Origin of the sequence: Chryseobacterium sp. ON_d1 (assembly GCF_006829085.1) — a bacterium.
GTDB lineage: Bacteria > Bacteroidota > Bacteroidia > Flavobacteriales > Weeksellaceae > Chryseobacterium.
Genome location: NZ_BJTC01000003.1, coordinates 14,646 through 36,620 on the forward strand (window position 1 = coordinate 14,646; position 21,975 = coordinate 36,620).

Annotated in this window: 28 protein-coding genes; 18 read left to right on the forward strand and 10 right to left on the reverse strand. The window is 37.1% G+C overall.

Translation table 11 applies throughout. The annotated features are described in order from the left end of the window. Window positions 1–17: 17 nt before the first annotated feature. The gene (locus CRS_RS05580; RefSeq protein ID WP_142723091.1) at window positions 18–1,073 is read left to right on the forward strand and encodes a YncE family protein; all 1,056 of its coding nucleotides are present in this window, start codon (window positions 18–20) and stop codon (window positions 1,071–1,073) included. 170 nt (window positions 1,074–1,243) lie between these two features. Here the strand turns inward: CRS_RS05580 and CRS_RS05585 are convergent, their stop codons facing one another. The 9 genes from CRS_RS05585 to CRS_RS05625 form a co-directional block, all read right to left on the reverse strand. Next, on the reverse strand, window positions 1,244–2,662 hold the full coding sequence (locus tag CRS_RS05585; RefSeq protein WP_142723092.1) for a CCA tRNA nucleotidyltransferase: 1,419 nt from the start codon (window positions 2,660–2,662) through the stop codon (window positions 1,244–1,246). A gap of 39 nt (window positions 2,663–2,701) precedes the next feature. Next, window positions 2,702–3,046: a nuclear transport factor 2 family protein gene (locus tag CRS_RS05590; RefSeq protein ID WP_142723093.1), complete on the reverse strand. Its 345-nt coding sequence runs from the start codon at window positions 3,044–3,046 to the stop codon at window positions 2,702–2,704. A 106-nt stretch (window positions 3,047–3,152) separates the two neighbouring features. Then, window positions 3,153–3,701, reverse strand: a complete 549-nt coding sequence (locus CRS_RS05595) for an L-threonylcarbamoyladenylate synthase (protein WP_142723094.1) — start codon at window positions 3,699–3,701, stop codon at window positions 3,153–3,155. A gap of 240 nt (window positions 3,702–3,941) precedes the next feature. After that, window positions 3,942–4,370, reverse strand: coding sequence for an IS200/IS605 family transposase (tnpA, locus tag CRS_RS05600; protein WP_142723095.1), 429 nt, complete (start codon window positions 4,368–4,370; stop codon window positions 3,942–3,944). A gap of 250 nt (window positions 4,371–4,620) precedes the next feature. Next, entirely contained in the window at window positions 4,621–5,133 is a 513-nt protein-coding gene (locus CRS_RS05605) for a DinB family protein (RefSeq protein WP_142723096.1), read from the reverse strand. Between the two features lie 100 nt (window positions 5,134–5,233). Continuing rightward, on the reverse strand, window positions 5,234–5,683 hold the full coding sequence (locus tag CRS_RS05610) for a GNAT family N-acetyltransferase (protein WP_142723097.1): 450 nt from the start codon (window positions 5,681–5,683) through the stop codon (window positions 5,234–5,236). Between the two features lie 66 nt (window positions 5,684–5,749). Next, window positions 5,750–6,889, reverse strand: a complete 1,140-nt coding sequence (locus tag CRS_RS05615; protein ID WP_142723098.1) for a cystathionine gamma-synthase — start codon at window positions 6,887–6,889, stop codon at window positions 5,750–5,752. 111 nt (window positions 6,890–7,000) lie between these two features. Next, complete coding sequence (gene gldC, locus CRS_RS05620) at window positions 7,001–7,324, reverse strand: gliding motility protein GldC (protein ID WP_123872449.1); 324 nt, start codon at window positions 7,322–7,324, stop codon at window positions 7,001–7,003. A gap of 32 nt (window positions 7,325–7,356) precedes the next feature. After that, window positions 7,357–8,340: a gliding motility protein GldB gene (locus CRS_RS05625; protein ID WP_142723099.1), complete on the reverse strand. Its 984-nt coding sequence runs from the start codon at window positions 8,338–8,340 to the stop codon at window positions 7,357–7,359. A gap of 52 nt (window positions 8,341–8,392) precedes the next feature. Between CRS_RS05625 and CRS_RS05630 the strand changes: the two genes are divergently transcribed. The 8 genes from CRS_RS05630 (at window position 8,393) to CRS_RS05665 (ending at window position 12,908) form a co-directional block, all read left to right on the forward strand. Beyond that, window positions 8,393–9,040 carry a leucine-rich repeat domain-containing protein gene (locus CRS_RS05630; protein ID WP_142723100.1) on the forward strand — a complete coding sequence of 216 codons (648 nt, stop codon included), beginning with the start codon at window positions 8,393–8,395 and terminating at the stop codon, window positions 9,038–9,040. A gap of 5 nt (window positions 9,041–9,045) precedes the next feature. Then, the gene (locus tag CRS_RS05635; protein WP_228451188.1) at window positions 9,046–9,576 is read left to right on the forward strand and encodes a GNAT family N-acetyltransferase; all 531 of its coding nucleotides are present in this window, start codon (window positions 9,046–9,048) and stop codon (window positions 9,574–9,576) included. Beyond that, a complete protein-coding gene (locus tag CRS_RS05640) occupies window positions 9,573–10,106 on the forward strand; it encodes a GNAT family N-acetyltransferase (RefSeq protein ID WP_142723102.1) in 534 nt (177 codons plus the stop codon). The genes CRS_RS05635 and CRS_RS05640 overlap by 4 nt, the downstream gene beginning before the upstream one ends. 15 nt (window positions 10,107–10,121) lie before the next feature. Continuing rightward, window positions 10,122–10,916, forward strand: coding sequence for an NAD(+) synthase (gene nadE / locus CRS_RS05645; RefSeq protein WP_142723103.1), 795 nt, complete (start codon window positions 10,122–10,124; stop codon window positions 10,914–10,916). A 107-nt stretch (window positions 10,917–11,023) separates the two neighbouring features. Beyond that, window positions 11,024–11,533 carry a ribonuclease domain-containing protein gene (locus CRS_RS05650; RefSeq protein ID WP_142723104.1) on the forward strand — a complete coding sequence of 170 codons (510 nt, stop codon included), beginning with the start codon at window positions 11,024–11,026 and terminating at the stop codon, window positions 11,531–11,533. 67 nt (window positions 11,534–11,600) lie between these two features. Further along, on the forward strand, window positions 11,601–11,861 hold the full coding sequence (locus tag CRS_RS05655; RefSeq protein WP_228451189.1) for a GIY-YIG nuclease family protein: 261 nt from the start codon (window positions 11,601–11,603) through the stop codon (window positions 11,859–11,861). A gap of 121 nt (window positions 11,862–11,982) precedes the next feature. After that, window positions 11,983–12,609 carry a Zn-dependent protease gene (locus CRS_RS05660; protein WP_228451190.1) on the forward strand — a complete coding sequence of 209 codons (627 nt, stop codon included), beginning with the start codon at window positions 11,983–11,985 and terminating at the stop codon, window positions 12,607–12,609. Further along, window positions 12,606–12,908: a barstar family protein gene (locus tag CRS_RS05665; protein WP_142723105.1), complete on the forward strand. Its 303-nt coding sequence runs from the start codon at window positions 12,606–12,608 to the stop codon at window positions 12,906–12,908. The genes CRS_RS05660 and CRS_RS05665 overlap by 4 nt, the downstream gene beginning before the upstream one ends. Window positions 12,909–12,995: 87 nt before the next feature. Here CRS_RS05665 and CRS_RS05670 read toward each other — a convergent pair whose 3' ends face one another. Beyond that, window positions 12,996–13,478, reverse strand: a complete 483-nt coding sequence (locus tag CRS_RS05670) for a cytidine deaminase (protein WP_142723106.1) — start codon at window positions 13,476–13,478, stop codon at window positions 12,996–12,998. 104 nt (window positions 13,479–13,582) lie between these two features. Between CRS_RS05670 and namA the strand changes: the two genes are divergently transcribed. The 9 genes from namA to CRS_RS05710 all read left to right on the forward strand — a co-directional run bounded on the left by namA (window position 13,583) and on the right by CRS_RS05710 (window position 21,964). Next, window positions 13,583–14,635 carry an NADPH dehydrogenase NamA gene (gene namA / locus CRS_RS05675; protein ID WP_142723107.1) on the forward strand — a complete coding sequence of 351 codons (1,053 nt, stop codon included), beginning with the start codon at window positions 13,583–13,585 and terminating at the stop codon, window positions 14,633–14,635. A gap of 28 nt (window positions 14,636–14,663) precedes the next feature. Continuing rightward, complete coding sequence (locus CRS_RS05680; RefSeq protein ID WP_142723108.1) at window positions 14,664–14,942, forward strand: DUF2752 domain-containing protein; 279 nt, start codon at window positions 14,664–14,666, stop codon at window positions 14,940–14,942. A gap of 262 nt (window positions 14,943–15,204) precedes the next feature. Further along, on the forward strand, window positions 15,205–15,609 hold the full coding sequence (gene tssD, locus CRS_RS05685) for a type VI secretion system tube protein TssD (protein WP_142723109.1): 405 nt from the start codon (window positions 15,205–15,207) through the stop codon (window positions 15,607–15,609). 147 nt (window positions 15,610–15,756) lie between these two features. Next, window positions 15,757–17,688, forward strand: a complete 1,932-nt coding sequence (locus tag CRS_RS05690; RefSeq protein WP_142723110.1) for a type VI secretion system Vgr family protein — start codon at window positions 15,757–15,759, stop codon at window positions 17,686–17,688. A gap of 1 nt (window position 17,689) precedes the next feature. Then, entirely contained in the window at window positions 17,690–17,860 is a 171-nt protein-coding gene (locus tag CRS_RS24350) for a hypothetical protein (protein WP_156121567.1), read from the forward strand. A gap of 64 nt (window positions 17,861–17,924) precedes the next feature. Further along, window positions 17,925–18,902 carry a DUF2931 family protein gene (locus CRS_RS05695; protein ID WP_228451191.1) on the forward strand — a complete coding sequence of 326 codons (978 nt, stop codon included), beginning with the start codon at window positions 17,925–17,927 and terminating at the stop codon, window positions 18,900–18,902. Between the two features lie 31 nt (window positions 18,903–18,933). After that, window positions 18,934–20,346: a DUF2235 domain-containing protein gene (locus CRS_RS05700; protein WP_142723112.1), complete on the forward strand. Its 1,413-nt coding sequence runs from the start codon at window positions 18,934–18,936 to the stop codon at window positions 20,344–20,346. 56 nt (window positions 20,347–20,402) lie between these two features. Continuing rightward, window positions 20,403–21,446, forward strand: a complete 1,044-nt coding sequence (locus CRS_RS05705) for a hypothetical protein (RefSeq protein ID WP_142723113.1) — start codon at window positions 20,403–20,405, stop codon at window positions 21,444–21,446. Between the two features lie 29 nt (window positions 21,447–21,475). Then, a complete protein-coding gene (locus CRS_RS05710) occupies window positions 21,476–21,964 on the forward strand; it encodes a DUF4280 domain-containing protein (protein WP_142723114.1) in 489 nt (162 codons plus the stop codon). The last annotated feature ends 11 nt before the right edge of the window (window positions 21,965–21,975 follow it).

Genomic DNA, 21,975 nt, shown 5'->3' on the forward strand with positions numbered 1-21,975 from the left:
ATTAAATTGAATAAATTATGAAATTAACTAAACTTTTAACTGTATTATTTGCAGTAGTGTTATTGTTTAACATTTCTTCATGTACAAGCAGTTCTGAAGAATTTGAAGTTTCTCCGATTACGTACCAGAACGGATATTTTATCTCCAACGAAGGTAACTTTAACAGCCAGGGAGCCAAAGTAACATTCGTTACCAGGGATTTGAGCCTGAAGCAGGATGATGTATATGGTTATAACAACAATAAAGAAATTCTGGGAGATGTTCTTCAGACTATTGGTCTTAATGGAAATAAGGCTTATCTAGTTATGAATAACTCCAATAAAATTGTTGTAGTAGACCGTTATACATTTAAAAAATTAGGAGTAATTACAGATCAGATTGATAATCCAAGAGGAATTGCTTTTGCAAATGACTTTATCTATGTTGCCAACACCAACTTCTCTACCAATGCAAAAAGTATAACGAAATATAAAGCTTCCGACTATACATTTGTAAGCAAAATCAATATGACTGAGGTTTCTGATAAAACAGTAGAAGCAGGAGGGAATGTTTTTGTACAAAATGCTTCATCAGGATATGGAAACAAGATTACTTATATCAATACTTCCAACGACAGCAAAACTGAAATTACCGTTCCGAATGGTCAGATTGGAAATACAGTTTCCTACAAATCCAATGTTTATACGATTTCTTCTACCGCTACAGATTCTTATATCTATAAGATTTCAGGTACAGGAACTCTTACACCGGTAGTTACACTGACTGGAATTCCTAGTGCAACGAACCTTCAGATCGATAATGATAAATTATATTTCAGCTCAGCTAATAAAGTGTATACAACAAGTTTAGCAACTCCGACAGTTCCTTCCAGCCCATTATTAACAGCAGCAGATGGCGGGCCTTATTTTACCCTTTATGGATTTAACGTTATCGACGGAAGAATTTTTGCTTCAGACGTAAAGCAGTTTACACAAGAAAGTGAAATGGTTGTATATTCAGCAGCTACAGGAAGTAAGATTATCACTATAAAAACAGGAGGCATTGGTGCTAACGGAACTGTTTTGAATCAATAATAATGCTTTACAGCATGTAAAAATATAATTTTTTATTTTTTCATCATTTGTGTTTTTTTCCGGCCGGTTTCTTTTACAAGAAACCGGCCGGCTTTGTTTTCATAGTAAGCATAAAAAATTCCGGCGGGATGGAACATCCCGCCGGAATTTTTTGTTTTTTTATATTTAAATTATAAGGTCAGTCCCAGCTTTTCAGCTTCAGCAATGACAAACTTTGTAGCTTCTTCCTTCTCATTGGGAATTTCACCTTCCAGAATGGCTTCTTTTACCTTCTCTTTTAAAATGCCGATTTCTCGGCCCGGCTTAAGATTAAACATTTCCATAATCTCTTCACCTGTAATAGGTGGCTGAAAATTTCTTACCTGATCTTTTTCTTCCACCTCCTTGATCTTTACCGCTACATATTCAAAGTTTCTTTTGAATTTTTCCTGTTTCCTGGAGTTTTTCGTGGTAATATCTGCCTTGCAAAGGGTGAAAAGATCTTCCAGGTCTTCACCGGCATCGAATAAGAGCCTCCTCAATGCCGAATCTGATGCATCATCAGTGATCAGAGCAATTGGTCTTGACGAAAGCTTCACCATTTTCTGAACATATTTCATGTCACTTCCCAAAGGTAGTTTCAATCTTTGAAAAAGTGTTTTGACCATTTTTGAGCCTAAAAACTCATGTCCATGGAATGTCCATCCTGTTCCTTCCACAAACTTTTTAGTTGGAGCTTTTCCGATATCATGAAGCAGGGCAGACCAACGAAGCCATAGATTATCAGTATTTACGGAAATATTATCCACCACTTCCAGTGTGTGGTAAAAATTATCCTTGTGTGTTTGACCTTCTACTTCTTCCACCCCTTTCAGTTCAATCAGTTCAGGAACAATCAGCTTTAAAAGGCCGGTTTGCTCCATTAATTTAAGTCCTACAGAAGGTTTTTCAGAAAGCATAATCTTATTGAATTCCACCATGATTCTTTCCATAGAAACGATCCTGATTCTTTCTGCTTCCTGTTGGATAGCCTGTAATGAGTTTTCCTCAATTTTAAAATGTAAAGTCGAAGCAAAACGTACTGCTCTCATCATCCTCAAAGGATCATCAGAGTAAGTTTGTGCAGGTTCCAGAGGGGTTCTTAAAATTCCTTTCTCGAGATCATCGATTCCATTGAATGGATCGATCAGTTCGCCGAAATGGGCTTTATTTAAAGAGATCGCCATCGCATTAATGGTAAAATCCCTTCTTTTCTGGTCATCTTCCAGACTTCCCCCCTCTACTTCAGGTTTTCGGCTGTTTTCTGTGTAGCTTTCCTTTCTCGCTCCTACGAATTCAAGTTCGAGATCCTTATACTTGATCATAGCAGTACCATAGGTTTTGAATACGGAAACCTTTAATTTAGGATCTATATCCTGAGCTACATTCTGGGCAAGCTCAATACCGCTTTGTTCCGTTACAAAATCTATATCTGTAGAAGCTTTTCTGTTCATCAGAAGGTCGCGTACATAACCCCCTACAATGTATACGGACTGGTTATTCCTTTCTGCTGCTTCAGAAATGATTTTAAATAGTTTTAAATTTTTATTTTGATTAAGATTAATTTTCATCGTTAATAACAGTGTCAATTTCTACCAATGTTGCCATCATTAATCATAATGTGCATACATTCTACTAATTTTTCCATCTTCATTGAAAAACATGACTTCAACAGCATGTTTATCCATAATCGACTTATAAAATAATGCTATCGAATCTACTCCCGCCGTGGAATGGATCAGATCAAAATGAAGGTCCGGAAATTTATCCAGTGCCTTTCTCCAATATTCACGGACAGCTTCTTTTCCTTTTAATGAACTTTCCCTGCCACCTGTAGCCATAGCAATCATAGGAGTGATGATCTCAATATCATCCGCGTAATGGGACAGAATATCCTCTAAATGATGAGAATTCCAGACATTCACCCACGTTTGAGCAAATTTTTGATGATCCATAGCAAATAGTTTATGAGTTGAGTTTGCAAAGATAGAATTAAAAAAAAGAAATCCTGCCAAGATGAACTGACAAGACTCTAAAAATAAACAGGCAACTTCAGAATAATTACTCTCTCAGAACTTTTATCCTGTTGTCATTCCATATTTTGATTACCGAAGAACCTGAATATTTTGAAACTTTTTCTCTGTCTTCTTCTACCGCATAATCTACAAGGTTGATCATTTCCTGAGAGATATCAGAAAATTTCAACGGGCTTTTTTCACCACTGAAGTTGGCGGAAGTGGATACCAAAGGTCTGTTCAGTTTCGTAATCAGCTTTTTGCAGAAATCATTTTTTACAAGACGAATTCCGATACTTCCATCTTCAGCAAGGAGCTCTTTAGGCAGGCCTCTTGGATTTTCATAAACGATGGTTACAGGCTTTTCGCTGAGATCAATAATTTCCCACGCCATTTCAGGGACATCTACCAGATCCTGAAGTCTTTTCTCAGACTCCACTAGGATAATCATAGATTTATTCTTTTCACGTTTTTTGATTTCAAAAATTTTATTGACAGCTTCTATATTGGTGGCATCACAACCAATTCCCCAGATGGTATCTGTAGGGTAAAGAATCGTTCCGCCGGATTTTAATATTTCGATAATATGTTCCATAATTTTATATGAGTTCAAAGAGTGGATAAAGGTAGAAAATCTGTGAGTTTCAGACAAAAAATCTGGTGGTAAATATAATTAGGATGATAAGTTTCGACTAAAGCCAATGGAATAAGGGTAAATAATGTAAAAACGGGCTAAAGCCCGTTCCTATTGATGTTTAGATGATTGATTAAAGATGGTGTGAGGAATTATTAGAGATGTTATTATTCAATAGAAATGGGCTTTAGCCCAAACCTATCACATTTTAAAATTATACTTCTCAATAAATTCTTTATATTCTTCAGTAAAACTCTTGTTCTGATGATGCTTTTCCTGATTTTTAATATAATTTCTTACGATATCCACCATAGATTCGGAAACTGAGACTGCAAAATATTCATCTTGCCATGAAAATTTTCCAGTGACAAGTTTATTTTTATTAATCCAATGAGACGATTCACCTTTTATCAGTTGAACAATTTTTTCTATATTCTGATTAGATCCCAGAGAAATAAGGCAATGACAATGGTCTGAATAGCCATTAATCATATCTAAAAATAATCCTTTTTCAGTAGCATATTCTTTAATATGTTTCCAGACCTTGAGACGTATGTCGAATGTATTGAGAAACGGATCTCTGTTTCTTGTAGAGAAAACAAGATGAATATAAATTTTGATAAAAGCCATTTGTGTTGTTTTACCAAAAGTATTATTTTTTTCAATAAGTTTTGGCTAAAGCCAATGGATAGTGTATAAGGAGAAAACGGGCTAAAGCCCGTTCCTATTGATGCTTTATAGCGTTGTTAAAGATGATGCAATGAATTATTAGAGATATTATTCTATTCAATAGAAATGGGCTTTAGCCCATTTAATTAAAATATACCAATACTATGGCTTTAGCCAAAACCTATAATAATCCAAACTTATTGTTGAATGTCTACATCCATCCCAATTTCGATAAATACCTTTCCTCAATAATACTCAGGTGATGATAATTGTGTCCCACGATCAGTTTTCCGATGGTTTCCACAGTAATTTCGTGGCCATTCGCAGTACCAGTATGTTGTAAAGCGGAAGGATGAAGTGTTTCTAATAAAATCTGAGAGGACTTCCTTACCAGTTTATATTCTTCTAAAAGAGATTCCAGACTTCTTTCATTGGCAAAAGATTGGTCAGCATATTCATTTTCGTCAAATCCGGGAAGGTTTTTTTTCTCTCCTCTGGCGAAAGCTAATATTCTGTATTGAAAAACTCTTTCCGTATCTGATAAATGGAGCAGGAGTCCTTTTAAAGTCCATTTTCCTTCTGCGTAAGCAAATGTAGATTGCTCTTCAGTAAGATTGGAATAAATGCCTATGGTTTTGTCTGCGGATATTTTTAATTCGTTTAACCAGTCTTCTGATGGAATCTGATCTAAGTATCTTTGGATGTATTTTTGAAATTCGGTCATATTATTTTTTGTTTTTAGTAGTAATTTAGGGATACAAGTTTTCTGGATTCTGGGTTTGTTCGTGCGTATAATGTGAAAATTATTTATTACTTATTGCTCATTACGCATGATTAGTCCATTCGTAGAAATTTACAGAATCATAGAGCTCAAAACCGCAGGCGGGATAAAGCTGATTTCCTATGTCATTACTTTTTCCTGTTTCCAGCAGGATGCCACAGGCTTTTGAAGAACGACAGAGTTCTTTGGATATTTCAATCAGTTCTTTGGAATAGCCTTTACCTCTGTAGTTTTCATTAACGTAGAGATCATTCAGAAGCCAGTAGCGCTGCATTCTTGTAGATGAAAATATGGGATATAACTGAACAAAACCTGTCAGTTGACCATTTTCTTCTGTAACAAAAACTTCGGAATCTTTATTTTCAAGTCTTTCTCGAAGAAAGTCTTTTGCTGCGGAAATATCAGAGTCTTTATGGTAGAATATCCGGTATTGATCAAACAATTCCGCAAGTTCCGGTAAATCAGAAATGGCTGCCTTTCTTGTATTTTTCATAGTACAGTTTGTGGTTATAATAAAATGAGAAAGATTTTGCAATCCTTCTCATTAATGTATTTTCTGCTAAGAGAAAGCTCTCTCGAGATCTGCAATAAGATCTTCCGCATCTTCAATACCTACACTTAAACGGACAAGATCATCAGTGATTCCCAGTTCAGCACGTTTTTCTGCAGGAATGGAAGCGTGAGTCATCAGAGCAGGGTGGTTTGCTAAAGATTCTACTCCTCCTAAAGATTCTGCTAAAGTGAATACTTTTACTTTTTCTAAGAACTTAATGGCATCTTCTTTTTTTCCTGATTTAAAAGTGAATGAAACCATTCCTCCGGATTCCTTCATTTGAGATTTTGCCAGTTCATATTGGGGGTGAGATTCCAATCCCGGATAAATTACTTTATCAACCGCCGGATGAGTCTCTAGATATTTTGCTACAGCAAGGCCGTTATCTGAATGTCTCTGCATTCTTAAGGCCAGTGTTTTAATTCCTCTCAATACAAGATAAGAATCATGGGGACCTAAAATACCTCCACTCGCAAACTGAATAAAGTGAAGCTTTTCTCCCAGTTCGGCATCTTTGGCAATAAGAGCTCCGGCAATAACATCAGAGTGTCCTCCTAAATATTTGGTTGCAGAGTGCATTACAATATCAGTACCCAAATCAATCGGTCTCTGGATATAAGGAGTAGCAAAAGTATTATCCACTGCTACTAAAATGCCTTTCCCTTTTGCAACTTCCACTACCGCTTTGATATCTACCAGTTTCATCAATGGGTTCGTTGGCGTTTCTACCCAGATCAGTTTTGTTTTATCTGTGATAACATCAGCAATTTTAGAAACATCATCAAAATTCACGAATGTAAATTTAAGCTGATATTTTTCGAAAAGTCTGGTGAACATTCTGTAGGTACCACCATAAAGGTCATCTACAGCAATTACTTCATCACCGGGATTTAATAATTTTAAAACACAGTCGATGGCTGCAAGGCCAGAACCGAAAGCTAGACCTCTTGCTCCGTTTTCAATACTTGCTAAAGAGTCTTCCAGCGCCTGTCTTGTTGGGTTGGCTGCTCTTGAATATTCATATCCGGAATGTACTCCCGGGCTTTTCTGTGCAAATGTAGAGGTTAAAAATACAGGTACATTTACAGAACCTGTTGCAGACTCATGGTGCTGCCCTCCGTGAATTACTTTTGTATTAAAATTCATAATATTTTATAATTTATCAATCTGAATAATCTAATAGTGTACCAATACTTTTCTATTTAAAGATTGTTATATTGTTACACTAATACATTGTTACATTGAATGTGTTACATTTTACTTGATAGCCGATTTCACAGCAAACTCTTCTGCAATTTCTTCCATCCACTGTGCTACATCCTCTTCTCCTGTTGCTCTCTGATACGTGTTTCCTAAAGATATTAGAATCTGGTGGATAAACATCTTCATCTGGTCTACAGGCATTTCTTTGGTCCAAAGATCAATTCTTAGCGCTTCTCTTGTTTTATCATCCCACACAGAAATCATGGTTGCTTTGGTCTCCTGCTTTTCAATACCGCCATCCTGAGCGTTCCATGTAATGTTTTCCGGGACATGATTTTCATCAAGCTCTACATCTATCGTAATCTGAGTCTTTCTCATTTTTTCTATTTTTTCTGAATTCTAAATTTTCTTTATTTAAGTTTCGGCTTATAACCGGATTGATTAAAAATTGTGGTGGCATCCATTTTCAGAAAATCCGTGAGCTTCGTTTCAGGCTTTTCCTTCAGGTATGCTTTGCAGATTTGCCATCCTGTAAAAATTCCGATCTGTGGTGAAGATTCATTGTCAATTTCTGTGTAAAATTTTGAGAATGGTCCCGGCGAGATGAAACGTTCTCCCAGTCTCGGATCATCTCCGAAAATCAGATTGCTTTCCACAAAATAATTCCAGATATTGGCTTCATTAGCTGTTGCCCATTCATACTGCTTTCTGGTATAATTCATTTTCAGATAATCAGGAACATCAGGCAGAAAAGCATCCTGAAGAATCATTACTTTTCCATTCAGAACGATCTGGTCAATAAACTTCTGATGATCAGGAGACTCTGTTACAATATTTTCTGCAAAAAGCTGTGATACTTTCGGAACAATATTTTGTGGATTCATGGATTTTTGGAAATACAGCTCCAACCCTTTATAGTTGGCATTTCCATCTCCCATAAAGCCCGTAACATCTATAAAAAGAAGGTTTCCTTTCTGATCATAAAATATCGGATCCTGTACCATCTGTAAGGCTGAAGAAAACAGATATACTTTTGGGCTTTTGAACTGTGGGAAGTGATATTTGATATGTGAAAATAAATTCTGAAGTTCTTTTTGAAGCTTTGTCTGATCTATTTTTCCGATCGCTTCCCTGTAGATTTTTATCTCTTCAGCATCTGCTCTTCTTTTTTCGAAATCAGTATCAGAAACACTTCCCTGAAACCATGGAAATTGAGCTTTAAACTGATTCAAAGGGATACCGGGATTATAAAATTCTTTGGAAATATCTGTGATATCAACTTTTTCAGCCGGTTCTTTAACCTCTACCTTCCATTGATTTTCAGGTTCTTTTTTGCAGGAAATAAGTCCGGCAGCTAAAACAGAAGAAAGTGCAATATATCTAAAAATCTTCATTATTTTTACATGAAATTTAAGTTTACAAAAATAAGGATTAAATACACAATTTATGATGAAAATTAAAATATTTACAGCCCTTTGCCTTATTTTTACGATATATTTTTTCTATGGACAAAAGCTTGAATTTAAAGATAAAAACTTTGAAAAAGCAGTGCTGGAAAATTTTGATCTGAATAAAAACGGACTGCTGGAATCTCCTGAAGCAGCTATGGTAACGAATCTGTTTCTCGTTGACCGGGGAATTACTTCTGCAGAAGACCTGCGCTTTTTTAAAAATGTAAAAATGACTGTTATGGATGATAATGTAATTCCGTTGATAACAGTCAGTGATCTGGATCAGCTGGAGCTATTTTCGTGTACGGGATGCAAAATGTCTTCGTTCAAAGCAGACCATCTTAAAAACTTAACCTCGCTATATCTCGATAATAATAAACTGGAGAGTATTTCACTGGCAGGAATTCCAAAAATTGACCAATTAACATTATCTTTAAATCGTTTAAAAATAATTGACCTGACTCCATTTAAGACATTGAGAAAACTGAATTTGGAACATAATAAGCTTCAGGAAATTGATATTTCCGGAAATCCGGTTTTGCAAACCCTGAATATAACAGGTAATAATATAAAAAAAGGATCAGATATAAAGAAAGCAGCGAAAACAGATGTCACCATTTTTGGCGCAGAGAAGCAAAATTAATGAATATGAAAATAGAAACAAAACGGCTTATTTTAAGAAAACTTGAAGATACAGATGTAGATCGAATGTTTCTTCTGGATTCTAATCCTGAAGTGATGAAATATATTGGAATACCGGCTTTGACAGATATTAAAGAATCAGAAAATGTAATTAAAATGATTCAGAAGCAATATGAAGAAAACGGAGTCGGAAGATTGGGCGTCGTGGAAAAAGAAAGCGGACTTCTGATAGGATGGAGTGGACTGAAATTGCTTACCCTTGAAACGAATGGTTACAAAAATGTACTGGAACTCGGATATCGTTTTCTGCCGGAATCATGGGGGAAAGGATATGCAATGGAGTCCGGTACTGCTTCTCTGGAATATGGTTTTAATGATCTGAATGCAGAGGTTATCTATGCCTATGCTCATTCTGAACATGATGCTTCCAATCATATTTTAAGAAAATTAGGCTTTGAAAAGACCGGAGAATTCGAAGAACCTGATGGTACCTGCTTCTGGTATGAACTGAAGCGTGAAAAATATAATAAAAAATGATAACAATACGTCAGGAAGAAAAAAAAGACCATCAACAGGTCTTCCAGCTTACGGAAGAGGCTTTCAGGAAAATGGAACACAGTGATCATCAGGAACAGTTTCTGGTAGAAAAACTGAGGGAATCCGAAGCATTTATTCCAGAATTATCATTAGTGGCAGAAGATGAAAACGGTATTATTGCCGGGCATATTCTGTTCACAAAAATTAAGATTGTCAATGATAAAGAATCATTTGATTCCCTCGCACTGGCACCTGTTTCCGTGAAACCTGAGTTCCAGAACCAGGGAATCGGAGCTAAGCTTATTCTTTGGGGACATGATAGAGCGAAAGAGCTGGGATATGAATCTGTAATACTCATCGGACATGAAAAATATTATCCGCGTTTTGGTTACAAAAAAACGAGTAATTTTGGGATTTCATTTCCATTCGAAATTCCGGAAGAAAACGGAATGGCTATAGAGTTGGTAAAAGACGGATTAAAAAATAAAAAAGGAGTGGTGAAATACCCTCAGGAATTTGGAATAGATTAAAAAAATATATAAACGATGCAGACACAAAAAGTAATAGATCATATTGTAAACTGGTTAAAAGATTATGCAACAAATGCCGGAGTAAAAGGATATGTAATTGGAGTTTCCGGAGGGGTAGATTCCGGAGTGGTTTCTACGCTGGCTGCGATGACAGGGATGAAAACATTACTGGTCGGAATGCCGATCCGTCAGAAAGCTGATCAGGTAGACCGGGCACAGGATCATATGAATGATCTTAAATCCAGATTTTCTAATGTAGAAACAATATCTGTAGATCTGACGCCGGCATTTGAAGAAATTTATAAAACCTTCCATGTAAATGATGAGGTGTATCCAAATGAAAAACTAACTTTTGCAAATACCAGAGCCCGTCTTAGAATGCTTACTCTTTACTATTACGGACAGTTAAACGGACTTTTGGTTTGCGGAACAGGGAATAAAGTAGAGGATTTTGGGATCGGGTTCTATACGAAATACGGTGATGGCGGAGTAGACGTTTCTCCAATTGCTGACCTCTATAAGACTGAAGTCTATGAATTGGCTAAAGGCCTGAATCTTATAAAAAGCATTCAGGAGGCTATTCCTACGGACGGACTTTGGGATGTTGACAGAACAGACGAGCAGCAAATCGGAGCTACATATCCTGAGCTGGAAAAAATCCAGAAAGAATATGGGACTAAAACGGCTGATGATTACGAAGGAAGAGATAAGGAAGTTTTCCAGATTTTTGACAGAATGCACAAAGCAGCGAAACATAAAATGGATCCTATTCCGGTTTGTGATATTCCTGAAGAATGGAGAAGTAAATAAATAGCATGAAAGAACCTATTTAACAATGTAACGGTTTGTCAATATTTTATGTTTTCTTGTTGTTACACTGTTATATTGGTAAATTGTTACATTAATACAAAATTATCATGAATGGTAAAATAAGATCACTCTTTTTCATATGCCTGGGGCTCCTTTTCGGGATGGCTGTGATGTATATTTACAGGAATTTTATTGAAGACAAGAGAGATTTGTCGGGTCCTGTAAAAAAGGAGGCAGTGAGTTATGGCAGTACTTCTTCAGAAGAAGCATATAATTCATCGGCTCAGGTTTCTATTGAGCAGCTTACTGAAGAAAAAACGGTAATCAGTTATGTGAAGCAGAATCATAAGCTTCCGGATTATTATATTACTAAAAAAGAAGCCAGAAAGCAGGGTTGGGATCCGTCCAAAGGAAATCTTTGTGATGTGCTTCCCGGAAAAGCTATTGGCGGAGATAAATTCGGAAACAGAGAAGGACGCCTGCCGGATGGAAACAGATATTTTGAAGCAGATGTAAATTATCATTGTGGCGGAAGAAATGCTGACCGTATCATTTATACTGAGAACGGTGATGTATACCTTACCAAAAACCATTATAAGAGTTTTGAGAAACAGTAATTATGCATAGTGAATAGTTATTGAGAGAAGTGCAAGCGACGAAGCAATCTCTAAAAAATAACCACAGATGAAAGCAGGTTTTGTCTACATTATGACGAATAAAAATCATACTACTCTTTACACAGAAGTGACTTCAAATCTGCCCAAACGTGTTCAACAGCATAAACAATCATATTATTCTCAAAGTTTTACTTCAAGATATAATTTATATATACTGCTATACTGGGAATCCTTTCAGGAAATAGGTGATGCTATATATAGAGAAAAACAAATAAAAGCAGGTTCCAGGCAAAAGAAACTGGATTTAATCAATAGTTATAAACCCTGATTGGAAAGATCTTGCGGAGGATGTTGAAGATATTATGGATGTTTTATGAGATTGCTTCGTCACTACGCTCCTCGCAATGACTAGTGCATAATTTGTATTTAAATAATGATAAGTGTTAATTTTGGAAAATAGAAACTTTTTTTACCTTTTAATTGTTTTGCTTCTGACGTACTCATGTTCAGAAAAGAAAAATATAGCAGTAAAGGAAAAGACTGAAAAAACAGCTATAACAATACTTATACGACCATTTAAAAATATTAAACCGGAAACTGTAGCAAAAGTAGCTGAGGAAATACGAAGGGTATATCCGAATGTAACAGTGCAGGAAGCTATAGACTTTCCGAAAAATACTTTCTATAAGGAGAGAAACCGATATAGGGCAGATTCAATCATTAAATTCTTGAATAAGGAAACAAAAGAAGGTTTTGTTACAATTGGCCTGACTTCAAAAGACATCAGTGCCACGAGAGGTAAGATAGCAGACTTTGGAATTATGGGATTAGGGTATAGGCCAGGAAAAGCTTGTGTAGCCTCAAATTTCAGACTTGATAAAGAAAATTCGGATAAGCAGTTTTATAAAATAGCCATTCATGAGCTGGGACATACGCAAGGGCTGTCACATTGTCCTGAAAAAATGTGTTTTATGAGGGATGCGAAAGGCAAAAATCCTACGGATGAAGAAACGGATTTCTGCAAAAAATGCAAAACTTTTTTAATCAATAAAAATTGGAAATTTAATTCAATATGAAGACAGTATATATAGATTTTACAGACATCGGTGACTATGAAGATTTTTACACCCAGCTGAAAGAGAAGATCCAGCTTCCTGAACACTTTGGAGATAATCTTGATGCACTTTTTGATACCATCACCGGTGATCTTGAAATGCCACTCCATTTAGAATTCGTAAACATGACAGTAGATCAGCTTGAGATTTTTGAAGATCTGCTGACAACGCTGGAGGATGCCGAAGAAGAAGTGGAAGATTTTAGTTTCAGCTATTATCTGGAGCAATACGAAGACGATGATCTGGAATCCGAAGGATAATAAAAAAAAGCTGTTTCAAAGTATGAAACAGCTTTTTTTTATTATCCTTGTCAAGGTTTTAAACCTTGACAAGGATAAAGTCTTTTCTTACAAAAATGTTGAATCAAAATAAAAAGGAAGCAGGTCCTTCACCGCATGTACTTTTACAACTTCTTCATTCATACTTGAAAAATAAAGATCAATATTCTCGTTCTGCTTGGTTTCATACTCAATCAGACTCTGACGGCATGCTCCGCAAGGCGGAATCGGAGGATTCTTTTCATGGAACTCTTTAGGGCCGCCTACTACGAAGATCTTTTTTATTTTCATATTCGGGAAGTTGGCAGCTACCCAGAAAAGAGTCGTTCTTTCAGCACAGAGTCCTGATGGATAGGCTGCATTTTCCTGATTATTCCCGGAGTAGATTTCTCCGTTTTCCAATAATACAGAACATCCTACCAGAAACTGAGAGTAAGGCGCATACGCATTCTCACGGGCTTCTTTGGCTCTTTCAAATAATTTATTTTCTATATCGCTCAGTTCACCGCTATTTTTAAAATATTCGTAACTGATCTGTATGTCTTTTTTCATATATTTATTGTCAACTAAAAAAGGGGGGTAAAATTAGTTCTTTTTAATGAAGTGGGCAATATTTTATTCTTCCCCTGAAAAGTTCAATTTTTTTAAGATTAAAAATGCTATACACACCAATAAAATTCAGAAATGTAGAGTTGAAAAACAGATGGGTAATGTCACCTATGTGTATGTATTCATGCGAAAACGGAGAAGCTAACGACTTCCATTTTGTACATTATGGAAGCAGGTCACAAGGCGGTACAGGCCTGCTGATCGTAGAAGCTACCGGAGTAGAGCCCAGAGGAAGAATCACCAATCACTGTATGGGAATCTGGAATGATGAACAGGCGGAGAAGCTGCAGAGAATCGTAGAATTTGTTCATAAAAACTCCGAAAGTAAAATAGGAATTCAGCTGGCCCATGCCGGAAGAAAAGGATCTACATGGAATAACATACAGATTTCTGTGGAAGAAGGCTGGGAAACTGTAGCACCAAGCCCTATTCCTTACCATCCGACGGAAAGAATTCCGCATGCACTGACTACAGATGAGGTGAAGGAACAGATTCAGAACTTTAAAAAAGCTGCAAAAAGAGCTGTAGAAGCCGGTTTTGATATTATTGAACTTCATGGAGCACACGGATATCTGATCCACCAGTTTTTATCACCACTTTCCAATATCAGGACAGATGAATATGGAGGGAGCTTTGAAAACAGAATCAGGTTTCTGATCGAAATTGTAGATGCCGTTAACGAAGAACTGAACGAAAATACGGCCCTTTTTGTAAGAATTTCAGGAACAGAATATGCTGAAAACGGCTGGGATATCCAAAGCAGTGTGGAACTGGCAAAAATTTTAAAAGAACACGCAGTAGACCTTGTTGATGTATCCAGCGGCGGAAATATCCATGGGGCAAAAATTCCTGTTTTTGACGGCTATCAGGTTCCTTTTTCATCACAGGTGAGAAATGAAGCAGGAGTGAACACCGGAGCAGTAGGTTTAATTACCAGAATAGAACAGGCTGAAGAAATCCTTCAGAAAGGAGATGCTGATCTGATTTTTGTGGCAAGAGAAATTTTGAGGAATCCTTATATTGCTGTTCAGGGATCTTTTGAAATGAAGGAAGACTGTTTCTTTCCTCATCAGTACACCAGAGCCAAAATCTCTTCTTAGTTCCCGGATAACTTTCAAAGCAACAGAAATGGATATCAACGACTTCATGCTTACCTGTCCCAGTAAAAAATTCCTGGGAGTAGAATGCCTGGGATGTGGTGCACAGAGAGCAGTCGTATTGGTATTTGAAGGAAAATTTGCTGAAGCTTTTCAAATGTATCCTGCGGTATATACCTTATTGTTGTTTTTTCTTACGCTGGGTTTGAGCTTTATCGATAAAAAAAGAAAATACAGTAATATTTTAATGATTTTGGTGGGAGTTAATCTTATTATTATGATCATTGGCTACCTATATAAACATTATTAATTAAAGATAAGAATAGTGTAAGTGTTTGATTTTAAACAGAAAATATAGAATGTATCTTATTTTGTATTTTGATTTAAAGAGAATTATTTAGAAAAATTTCAATAAAAAATAAAATTTGTTAGATTAAAATTCTTGCTTTGTTTTGTTGTGCTGAATTTTGGAAATGTCGTAGAACTACTACAATTTATGAAACAGTGCCACAAAAACTTTTTAAATTAGAACATGAAGTCTATCTTTGTTATAAAGATTTAAATTTAAGAATATGGCAGGAAATTCAAGAGGAATCTTAAAATTCAATGGAGGTGAAGGTCAGAAGCTATTAAAGCTTAACTACAGTGTATCAAGAGCTACAGATGTTTCCGGACGTGTAGCATCTGATCCGTCAAATGCATTGATCAAAGTAACAATTGAAGCAACAGAAAAATCTGATATTTTAGAAAGCTTATTGAACAGCAAATATAAACCTACAAGCGGGGAGATCAATTTCAACAAATCTCACGAAGAGGGTACCCTGATTTCTCTGAAATGGGAAAACGGATATGTTATCCAGCATGAAGTGGACTTTGATGCAATTGACAGTAATAATATGCTGATTAGCTTCGTAGTGAGCGCTGAAAGTATCATATATGGAAATTCATTTTATGACGGACTTTGGCCGATGAGCTAAGTCTTTCATGAATAAAAAATAAAAGACTGTCCTTATAAGACGGTCTTTTTTACCTTAGACTATATTCTGCGGGATCTTTTGTTTATGTTTTTAAACTCCCGTTCTGTTGAATAACCGTTTAGAAAATTAATCAAATCACTAAAAAATATGTCAAATACACCTGGAAAATTACAAGCGGCGTCTTTTCGTCCAACGCAGAATGCAGATGGTATTTCCGAAAACCATCATACAGGTATTAACCGTTTGGTAAAGCTTTCCCTTGTTATAGAAGGTAAAATTATCAAATATTACAAACATTTCAGGCTTAAGCAAAGTACAAGACGACATCATGAATTCACACTGACACTGGCACATGATACCCTGGGAGACCGACAAACCCACTCACTGGAAGAAGCCAATAAGTTTCTTGGAAAAAGGCTTACAGCAGTGATTTCCTATAAAGATATAGACAACAGCCCTGAAAGAACATTTGTAGGAGTGATTACCGGAGTAGGGTTCAGTCAGGAGCAAATGAGCCTGGGAAATATTGTGCTTACAGGATACAGCCCTACCATTCTTCTTGACGGGGCACCTCATATTCAGAGTTTTGGAGGCTCCCAGCCTGTTAACATCGGAATTATTGCTGAAGAAGTCATCAAACAGGGGATTGATAAAAGCCGTTTTGATATCAGGATAGATGCCAATAACTATTCTCAGATCATCTACAGCAGCCAGTACGATGAAACCCATTATAATTATCTGGCCAGAATGGCTGAAGCATATGGTGAACAGTTCTTTTATGACGGAGAAGTTTTACATTTCGGAAAACTTCCGGCTCAGAATAAACCCATTACCCTTACTTACGGAAGCAGTGCCAATGATATTAAAGTTGAGCTGAAAGCTGTACACACCAAGCCGCAGTTCTACGGTTATAACAGCAATAAAAATGAAAAGCTGACTTCAGGGTCAACGCCGATCAAACATGTAAGTGACCTTGCAAAAACAGCATACAGCCATAATGAAACTATTTATAAAACACCTGCTTTGCAAATAGCTCCTATTAAAGCAACCACACACCTTGATGTTGAGTACTCTCAGAAAAGTGCTTCGGGAAGTGAAGCAGTAAATGTTTTTTCCGTTTCAGGAAATACAACGGTTCCGTTTCTGCATCCAGGCTGTGTAGCAGATGTACAGATGCGTAAACAGGATTCCAATGAAACCTCTTATTTCACCAGAATCATGATTACGGAATCAGAGCATGAAATCGACACCAGAGGGCATTACAGTGGAAGCTTCGTAGGTATCGCAGCGGATACTGGATTTCTTCCAAAGCCGGAATTTACCATTCCCAAAGCTGAGCCACAGACAGCAACTGTTATTTCCAATACGGACCCGGAAGGACAGGGAAGAATACAGGTAAGATTTGACTGGCAGACGAATGACACCACTCACTTTATCCGTATGATGAGCCCTGATGCAGGAGGAACAGACCAGATTACCCAAAACCGTGGCTATGTGGCTATTCCCGAGGTGGGAGATCAGGTGATGGTCAATTTTGTGCACAGTCATCCGGACAGACCTTTTGTAATGGGAGGAATGTTCCATGGAGGAATAGCCTTGGGAGGAGGTGTCAACAATCACCTGAAGTCTATTCAAACCAGAAGCGGGATCAGAATTCTAATGAATGATGAAGAGGGAAGCGTGACGATTCTTGATCCGAGCGGCAACACTTATTTCATGGACGGACAGGGAAATATCAGCATGAAAGCTCCTAAAAATTTCACCTTGAATGCAGGTGACAATATCAATATCACAGCAGGAAAAGAAATTTCTATAGGGGCAGGAGCAAGCATTACCAGTACCGCAAACGATAATATTGTTTCCATTGCAGGAAAAGATATGAAACTTACGGCTTCGGGAGACATTACAGAAACTTCCGATACCAGAACAGAAATGATTGAAAAAGAATTCAAGAGACAGTCTGAAACTTCCAATGAAATTGCAGGGGAAATTTCCATGTTCAGCGAGCTGGAAAATATGACCATGCAGAGTGGAAAGATCGTAGAATTCAACAGTGCTGAAAAATCAAAACTTTTCTGATATGGCAATTATAAAGACAGCAACCAATCTGCGCATCACAGTGAAAGATACTTATCATCTGAGCGTTGGAAAAAAGGTTGAAAAAATAGCAAAGAAAATCAATGTGGAAGCACATAAGGAAAATCTGGTTTTAGCAAGTAACAAGAAGATTATGTCCCATGGCCATAAGTAAATATAACATACTGATTCTTTTTATTATATGCTGTTTCTCATTAACGAATTGTCAGAATAAAAAAATGGAAGAAAAATACACATGGCTGGGAACCGTTTCTGCTCCGCAGGAATATCCCATGGAAGTATATGAAGGAGCTATTATTGCCAATGATTTCACTTATGCCTTTGATGCCATCTGGGGAACACAGAATACCGGATGGGGTAAAGAAGGAGGTACCATGAACGTAACCACCGAAAGAATGAATGCTCCTCATAAGCTGGAATTCACATGGTATTCCTTAGTGGAGAAAAAATTTTACACCGGAAAATGGGAACTGGATAAAGAAAAGATCAAAAAACTTTTGGATGAGGGATTCGTAGACCAGGACACAAAAAAGAAAGCTACTTACCATTCTTTTGTGGTAGGATTGGCTCCGAAGGGAAGAGTAGTGCTGTGGGTGAAAGGTGCTGGAAATCAGAAGGAAGTGGGCGCTTTCCAGGCACATGATACTGTCATTACCAAAGAAAAAGCATATGACAATGCCCAATACATGCTGAAAGAAGGCTTTGCAGACAGAATGCTGAAAGATCCGTCCTACAAAACATTCAAGCCGGAAGTTCGTGAGAAAATTGAAAAAGAAGGATATCCTGATGCAGACATTTATAATGTATACAGAGAAAGATACAACTGGAAACCTTCCGTAATTCTCCCGGAAGGAGCCACCTGGATCGATTTCGGGTTTACCAGCTATAACGGAGAACAGGAAAATCTTTTTGATCAGAGTTTAAAAGATAATACATACAAAAGCAGAGCTATACCAAAATTCTGCGGTTTTTACTGGAAAGATAAAAACAACAACAGGTATGCGGTATGGATAGACGCTTTTGATGACAAAGAAATATTTGATTTGTTTCAGAAAACAGGAAAAGACAAAAATATTGATCTGACCATTAAAGTCAATGAAGACAATACAAAGGTTTTGATATCCATTGACTCTGAAAAAGACAAACTTCCGGTAACCAAAGCAAAAATAAGAGTATCTCAAAAGATAGAAGAATAGGTTTCATTCAGTCAATTTAAAAACAAGAACTATGCACAATAATCAATTTGGAAGCTATACACCAACTGTATCCAAAGAGGAGGTACTGGATATTACCATTGGGATTTTTTTTGACGGAACCCTGAACAATAAAACCAATACAGACGAAAGAAAAAATAACACGAATGCCCATAAAAAACATGGTGGAAAATCATCAGACAATACAAGCTACAACAATGACTGGAGCAATGTAGCCCGTATGTGGGACAATTATGATAAAAACTTCGGTATTTATATAGAAGGTATCGGTACACAGGATAAAGAAGGAGATGCTACGCTGGGATACGCTTTCGGAACCGGAGAAACCGGGATCAGATCAAAAGTGAGAAAAGGCTGCGAGGAAATCGTAAAAAAGGTGAAAACCATTAAAGCAGAAAAAAAAGCTGATAAAATCGCAGTTCTTACCTTTGATGTGTTCGGATTCAGCCGCGGAGCTGCCGCTGCCCGTAATTTTGTATATGAAATAGGAAAAGCAAAATATAAAGCTACCGCACGTACCATTTCCAATGAAGCTGCTACAGTGACCACTTATTCAGATGGTGACGGTAAAAGTGTAGAAGGGGAAGAGCTTCCAAAATGGGGACATCTTGGCCTTAAGCTCGAAGAAGCAGGATTAAAGGTAGATGTCTTAAAAGTAAGATTTCTTGGAATTTATGATACCGTTTCTTCTTATTCAAAATACCTGTCACCAATGCCCAATTTCAGCAATGACGTAGAAGAATTGAGCCTGAATGACATCGGAAAAGCCCAGACTGTCGTTCACTTCATTGCAGAAAATGAACACAGAGAAAACTTTGATCTCACAAGAGTACATATCGGAACTGAAAAAACATTCCCCGGTGTTCACTGCGATGTAGGAGGTGCCTATGAAAACGGACAGGAAACATGGGAAGAAGTTGAAACATCGTGGACAACCAGTACGAAATTGCAGGCATTAAAGACAGAACTTGAAAACGAAGGATGGTACCAAAAAGGTGAACTCACCATTACTCCGGGATTTTACCTGTCATTGAAAGGCTCACGCTATCTGCTGAAAACATTCAGTTACATTCCTTTACATTTTATGGCAGAATATGGTATAGGTAAGAATCTTCCCATAACCATGAAGAAGCTGACAGATGAAAAATATTCCATTTCGGATGATCAATTTTTAATAGGAATAAAGGAACGTCTCAGATCTTACGTCATGGGAGACGGAAAGCCATACTCTTTCAGACATTATAAAGAACTGCGTGACGCCTATGGAGGAAACCAAATCCCGGAAAACCGCCAGGCGGCTTATCAGAAAGAAGTAAAAGAACAGGATGATTTAAGAACGCTTCGCCATAAATATCTTCATTGGTCAGCCAGAAGAGAAGGAATTGGTATGGATCCGAGACCAAACAGAACAAGAGTTATCCATTAGAATTAAATTTTAAAAAGATACCATACAAAGAAAGAAATTGAAGCAGGAACATTTTTATGCAGGAATATAACATACATACCGTTCAGAAAGATGAAACTTTAAAAAGTATAGCCTCGCTGTACGGATTGGATAAAGACGCATTAAAACTCTTCCACAACAACCATTGCGCTGTTAAGGATATGATCCTGATCAACCTGAACGGGCAGAAAGAGCTTTTTATTCCGAGAACTGCAGTTGCAGATAAAAACCTTTTGGTGAAATTCGGAAAAGGAAACAGCCTTGTCCTTCAGCCGGAAGCTTCAGTGCGAAGATACAGTGTGGTCATTACCATTGAAAAAGGAGAAGATAAAAGCGAATTAAAATATGAAACATCTGTTCGCTGGCTGAAAACAGAAAAAGGAAATCATTTTTTTGAGATAGACAGAACATCAAACCTTTATCTCAATGAAGAAGAAGTAAATGAAATTGCCGATTTGCTGGCTTACAGAACATCTAAGGTTTTATACCCGTTACAGATCAGCACCAATGAACATGGGGAATTTGAAGCCATAGAAAATGCTGAGGTGTTTTTGAAAAGATGGTCCGCTGTAAAGGAAGAACTGTATAAAGAATTTGATGGCCAAACCGTAGACGAATACTGCGGAAAGATTGAAAAAGTAATCAGCCGGCCTGAAGCCATCGATCTTTACCTGAAAAATGATTATTTCATCCGTACTTTGTTTTTTGGAATATACCAAAGCTATGGTCCAGAATATAAAACTGAGATGATAACAACCTTTCCTGTAGTAGATAATGCTATTGAACCTGGATATAAAATCACGCTGGAAACAGATCCGCTGAAAGGAGAAACCGGCCTGATTACGGTAGAAGGATCAGGAAAGTTATATGAAGAAAGAAATATTGATGACTTTATAAGAAGATCGCCCTTTTCATTGATTATAAATGATGCACCTGTAATGAATGAAGACGGAACCTTCAGAATAATAAACTATATGAAAGAAGAAACTTCACTTCCGAAATCTCTTTATCTGGAATGCAGCATAATGCTGCAGGAAGAAAAAAAGATTTCAGTATCCGTTTCAGGAATTGATGAAAACTAAATTACCATTTCACTAAAGATAAAATTAATATGGCAGAAAAACATATTGTAGTACAGGGAGCTCTATGCAAATGCCAGTTCGGACAGGTTCCGGACAAGCTGAAAGTACTTACACACCAAAAAGAATATGCCAATGATAAAAGCGCTTCCAAAAAACTGATCGTTACTACGAAAGAAATTGGAGCAGCCACATTTGAAAAAAATACATTCGGAAACTGTACCAAAATGGGTAGCCCGCCGCCGCCATGCAAAATTATGGTCACAGAATGGCAGAAGTTTTATGATAAAGTACAGCTCAGCAATGGCGGATATATCATTGTGGAAGACAGCAAGGCAGTATGTGCTGTTGCCGGTACTCCATGCATTGAAATTATAGACCACGGGCAGCGAGCGGAAGCCAGCCAGCAGAACTTTAAAAATGCTGACAAAGATGTTCAGCAGCAGATTAATCCGCTGGTAGATTCCGAAGAAATGTATAATGAGCAGCCTTCAGGAGGAGGGCAGGATGGTGCAATCTAAATGATCATACA

Coding starts and splice junctions, on each gene's coding strand:
- CRS_RS05580 (WP_142723091.1), top strand. CDS start 18: ATGAAATTAACTAAACTTTTAACTGTATTATTTGCAGTAGTGTTATTG.
- CRS_RS05585 (WP_142723092.1), bottom strand. CDS start 2,662: ATGAAAATTAATCTTAATCAAAATAAAAATTTAAAACTATTTAAAATC.
- CRS_RS05590 (WP_142723093.1), bottom strand. CDS start 3,046: ATGGATCATCAAAAATTTGCTCAAACGTGGGTGAATGTCTGGAATTCT.
- CRS_RS05595 (WP_142723094.1), bottom strand. CDS start 3,701: ATGGAACATATTATCGAAATATTAAAATCCGGCGGAACGATTCTTTAC.
- tnpA (WP_142723095.1), bottom strand. CDS start 4,370: ATGGCTTTTATCAAAATTTATATTCATCTTGTTTTCTCTACAAGAAAC.
- CRS_RS05605 (WP_142723096.1), bottom strand. CDS start 5,133: ATGACCGAATTTCAAAAATACATCCAAAGATACTTAGATCAGATTCCA.
- CRS_RS05610 (WP_142723097.1), bottom strand. CDS start 5,683: ATGAAAAATACAAGAAAGGCAGCCATTTCTGATTTACCGGAACTTGCG.
- CRS_RS05615 (WP_142723098.1), bottom strand. CDS start 6,889: ATGAATTTTAATACAAAAGTAATTCACGGAGGGCAGCACCATGAGTCT.
- gldC (WP_123872449.1), bottom strand. CDS start 7,324: ATGAGAAAGACTCAGATTACGATAGATGTAGAGCTTGATGAAAATCAT.
- CRS_RS05625 (WP_142723099.1), bottom strand. CDS start 8,340: ATGAAGATTTTTAGATATATTGCACTTTCTTCTGTTTTAGCTGCCGGA.
- CRS_RS05630 (WP_142723100.1), top strand. CDS start 8,393: ATGATGAAAATTAAAATATTTACAGCCCTTTGCCTTATTTTTACGATA.
- CRS_RS05635 (WP_228451188.1), top strand. CDS start 9,046: ATGAAAATAGAAACAAAACGGCTTATTTTAAGAAAACTTGAAGATACA.
- CRS_RS05640 (WP_142723102.1), top strand. CDS start 9,573: ATGATAACAATACGTCAGGAAGAAAAAAAAGACCATCAACAGGTCTTC.
- nadE (WP_142723103.1), top strand. CDS start 10,122: ATGCAGACACAAAAAGTAATAGATCATATTGTAAACTGGTTAAAAGAT.
- CRS_RS05650 (WP_142723104.1), top strand. CDS start 11,024: ATGAATGGTAAAATAAGATCACTCTTTTTCATATGCCTGGGGCTCCTT.
- CRS_RS05655 (WP_228451189.1), top strand. CDS start 11,601: ATGAAAGCAGGTTTTGTCTACATTATGACGAATAAAAATCATACTACT.
- CRS_RS05665 (WP_142723105.1), top strand. CDS start 12,606: ATGAAGACAGTATATATAGATTTTACAGACATCGGTGACTATGAAGAT.
- CRS_RS05670 (WP_142723106.1), bottom strand. CDS start 13,478: ATGAAAAAAGACATACAGATCAGTTACGAATATTTTAAAAATAGCGGT.
- namA (WP_142723107.1), top strand. CDS start 13,583: ATGCTATACACACCAATAAAATTCAGAAATGTAGAGTTGAAAAACAGA.
- CRS_RS05680 (WP_142723108.1), top strand. CDS start 14,664: ATGGATATCAACGACTTCATGCTTACCTGTCCCAGTAAAAAATTCCTG.
- tssD (WP_142723109.1), top strand. CDS start 15,205: ATGGCAGGAAATTCAAGAGGAATCTTAAAATTCAATGGAGGTGAAGGT.
- CRS_RS05690 (WP_142723110.1), top strand. CDS start 15,757: ATGTCAAATACACCTGGAAAATTACAAGCGGCGTCTTTTCGTCCAACG.
- CRS_RS24350 (WP_156121567.1), top strand. CDS start 17,690: ATGGCAATTATAAAGACAGCAACCAATCTGCGCATCACAGTGAAAGAT.
- CRS_RS05695 (WP_228451191.1), top strand. CDS start 17,925: ATGGAAGAAAAATACACATGGCTGGGAACCGTTTCTGCTCCGCAGGAA.
- CRS_RS05700 (WP_142723112.1), top strand. CDS start 18,934: ATGCACAATAATCAATTTGGAAGCTATACACCAACTGTATCCAAAGAG.
- CRS_RS05705 (WP_142723113.1), top strand. CDS start 20,403: ATGCAGGAATATAACATACATACCGTTCAGAAAGATGAAACTTTAAAA.
- CRS_RS05710 (WP_142723114.1), top strand. CDS start 21,476: ATGGCAGAAAAACATATTGTAGTACAGGGAGCTCTATGCAAATGCCAG.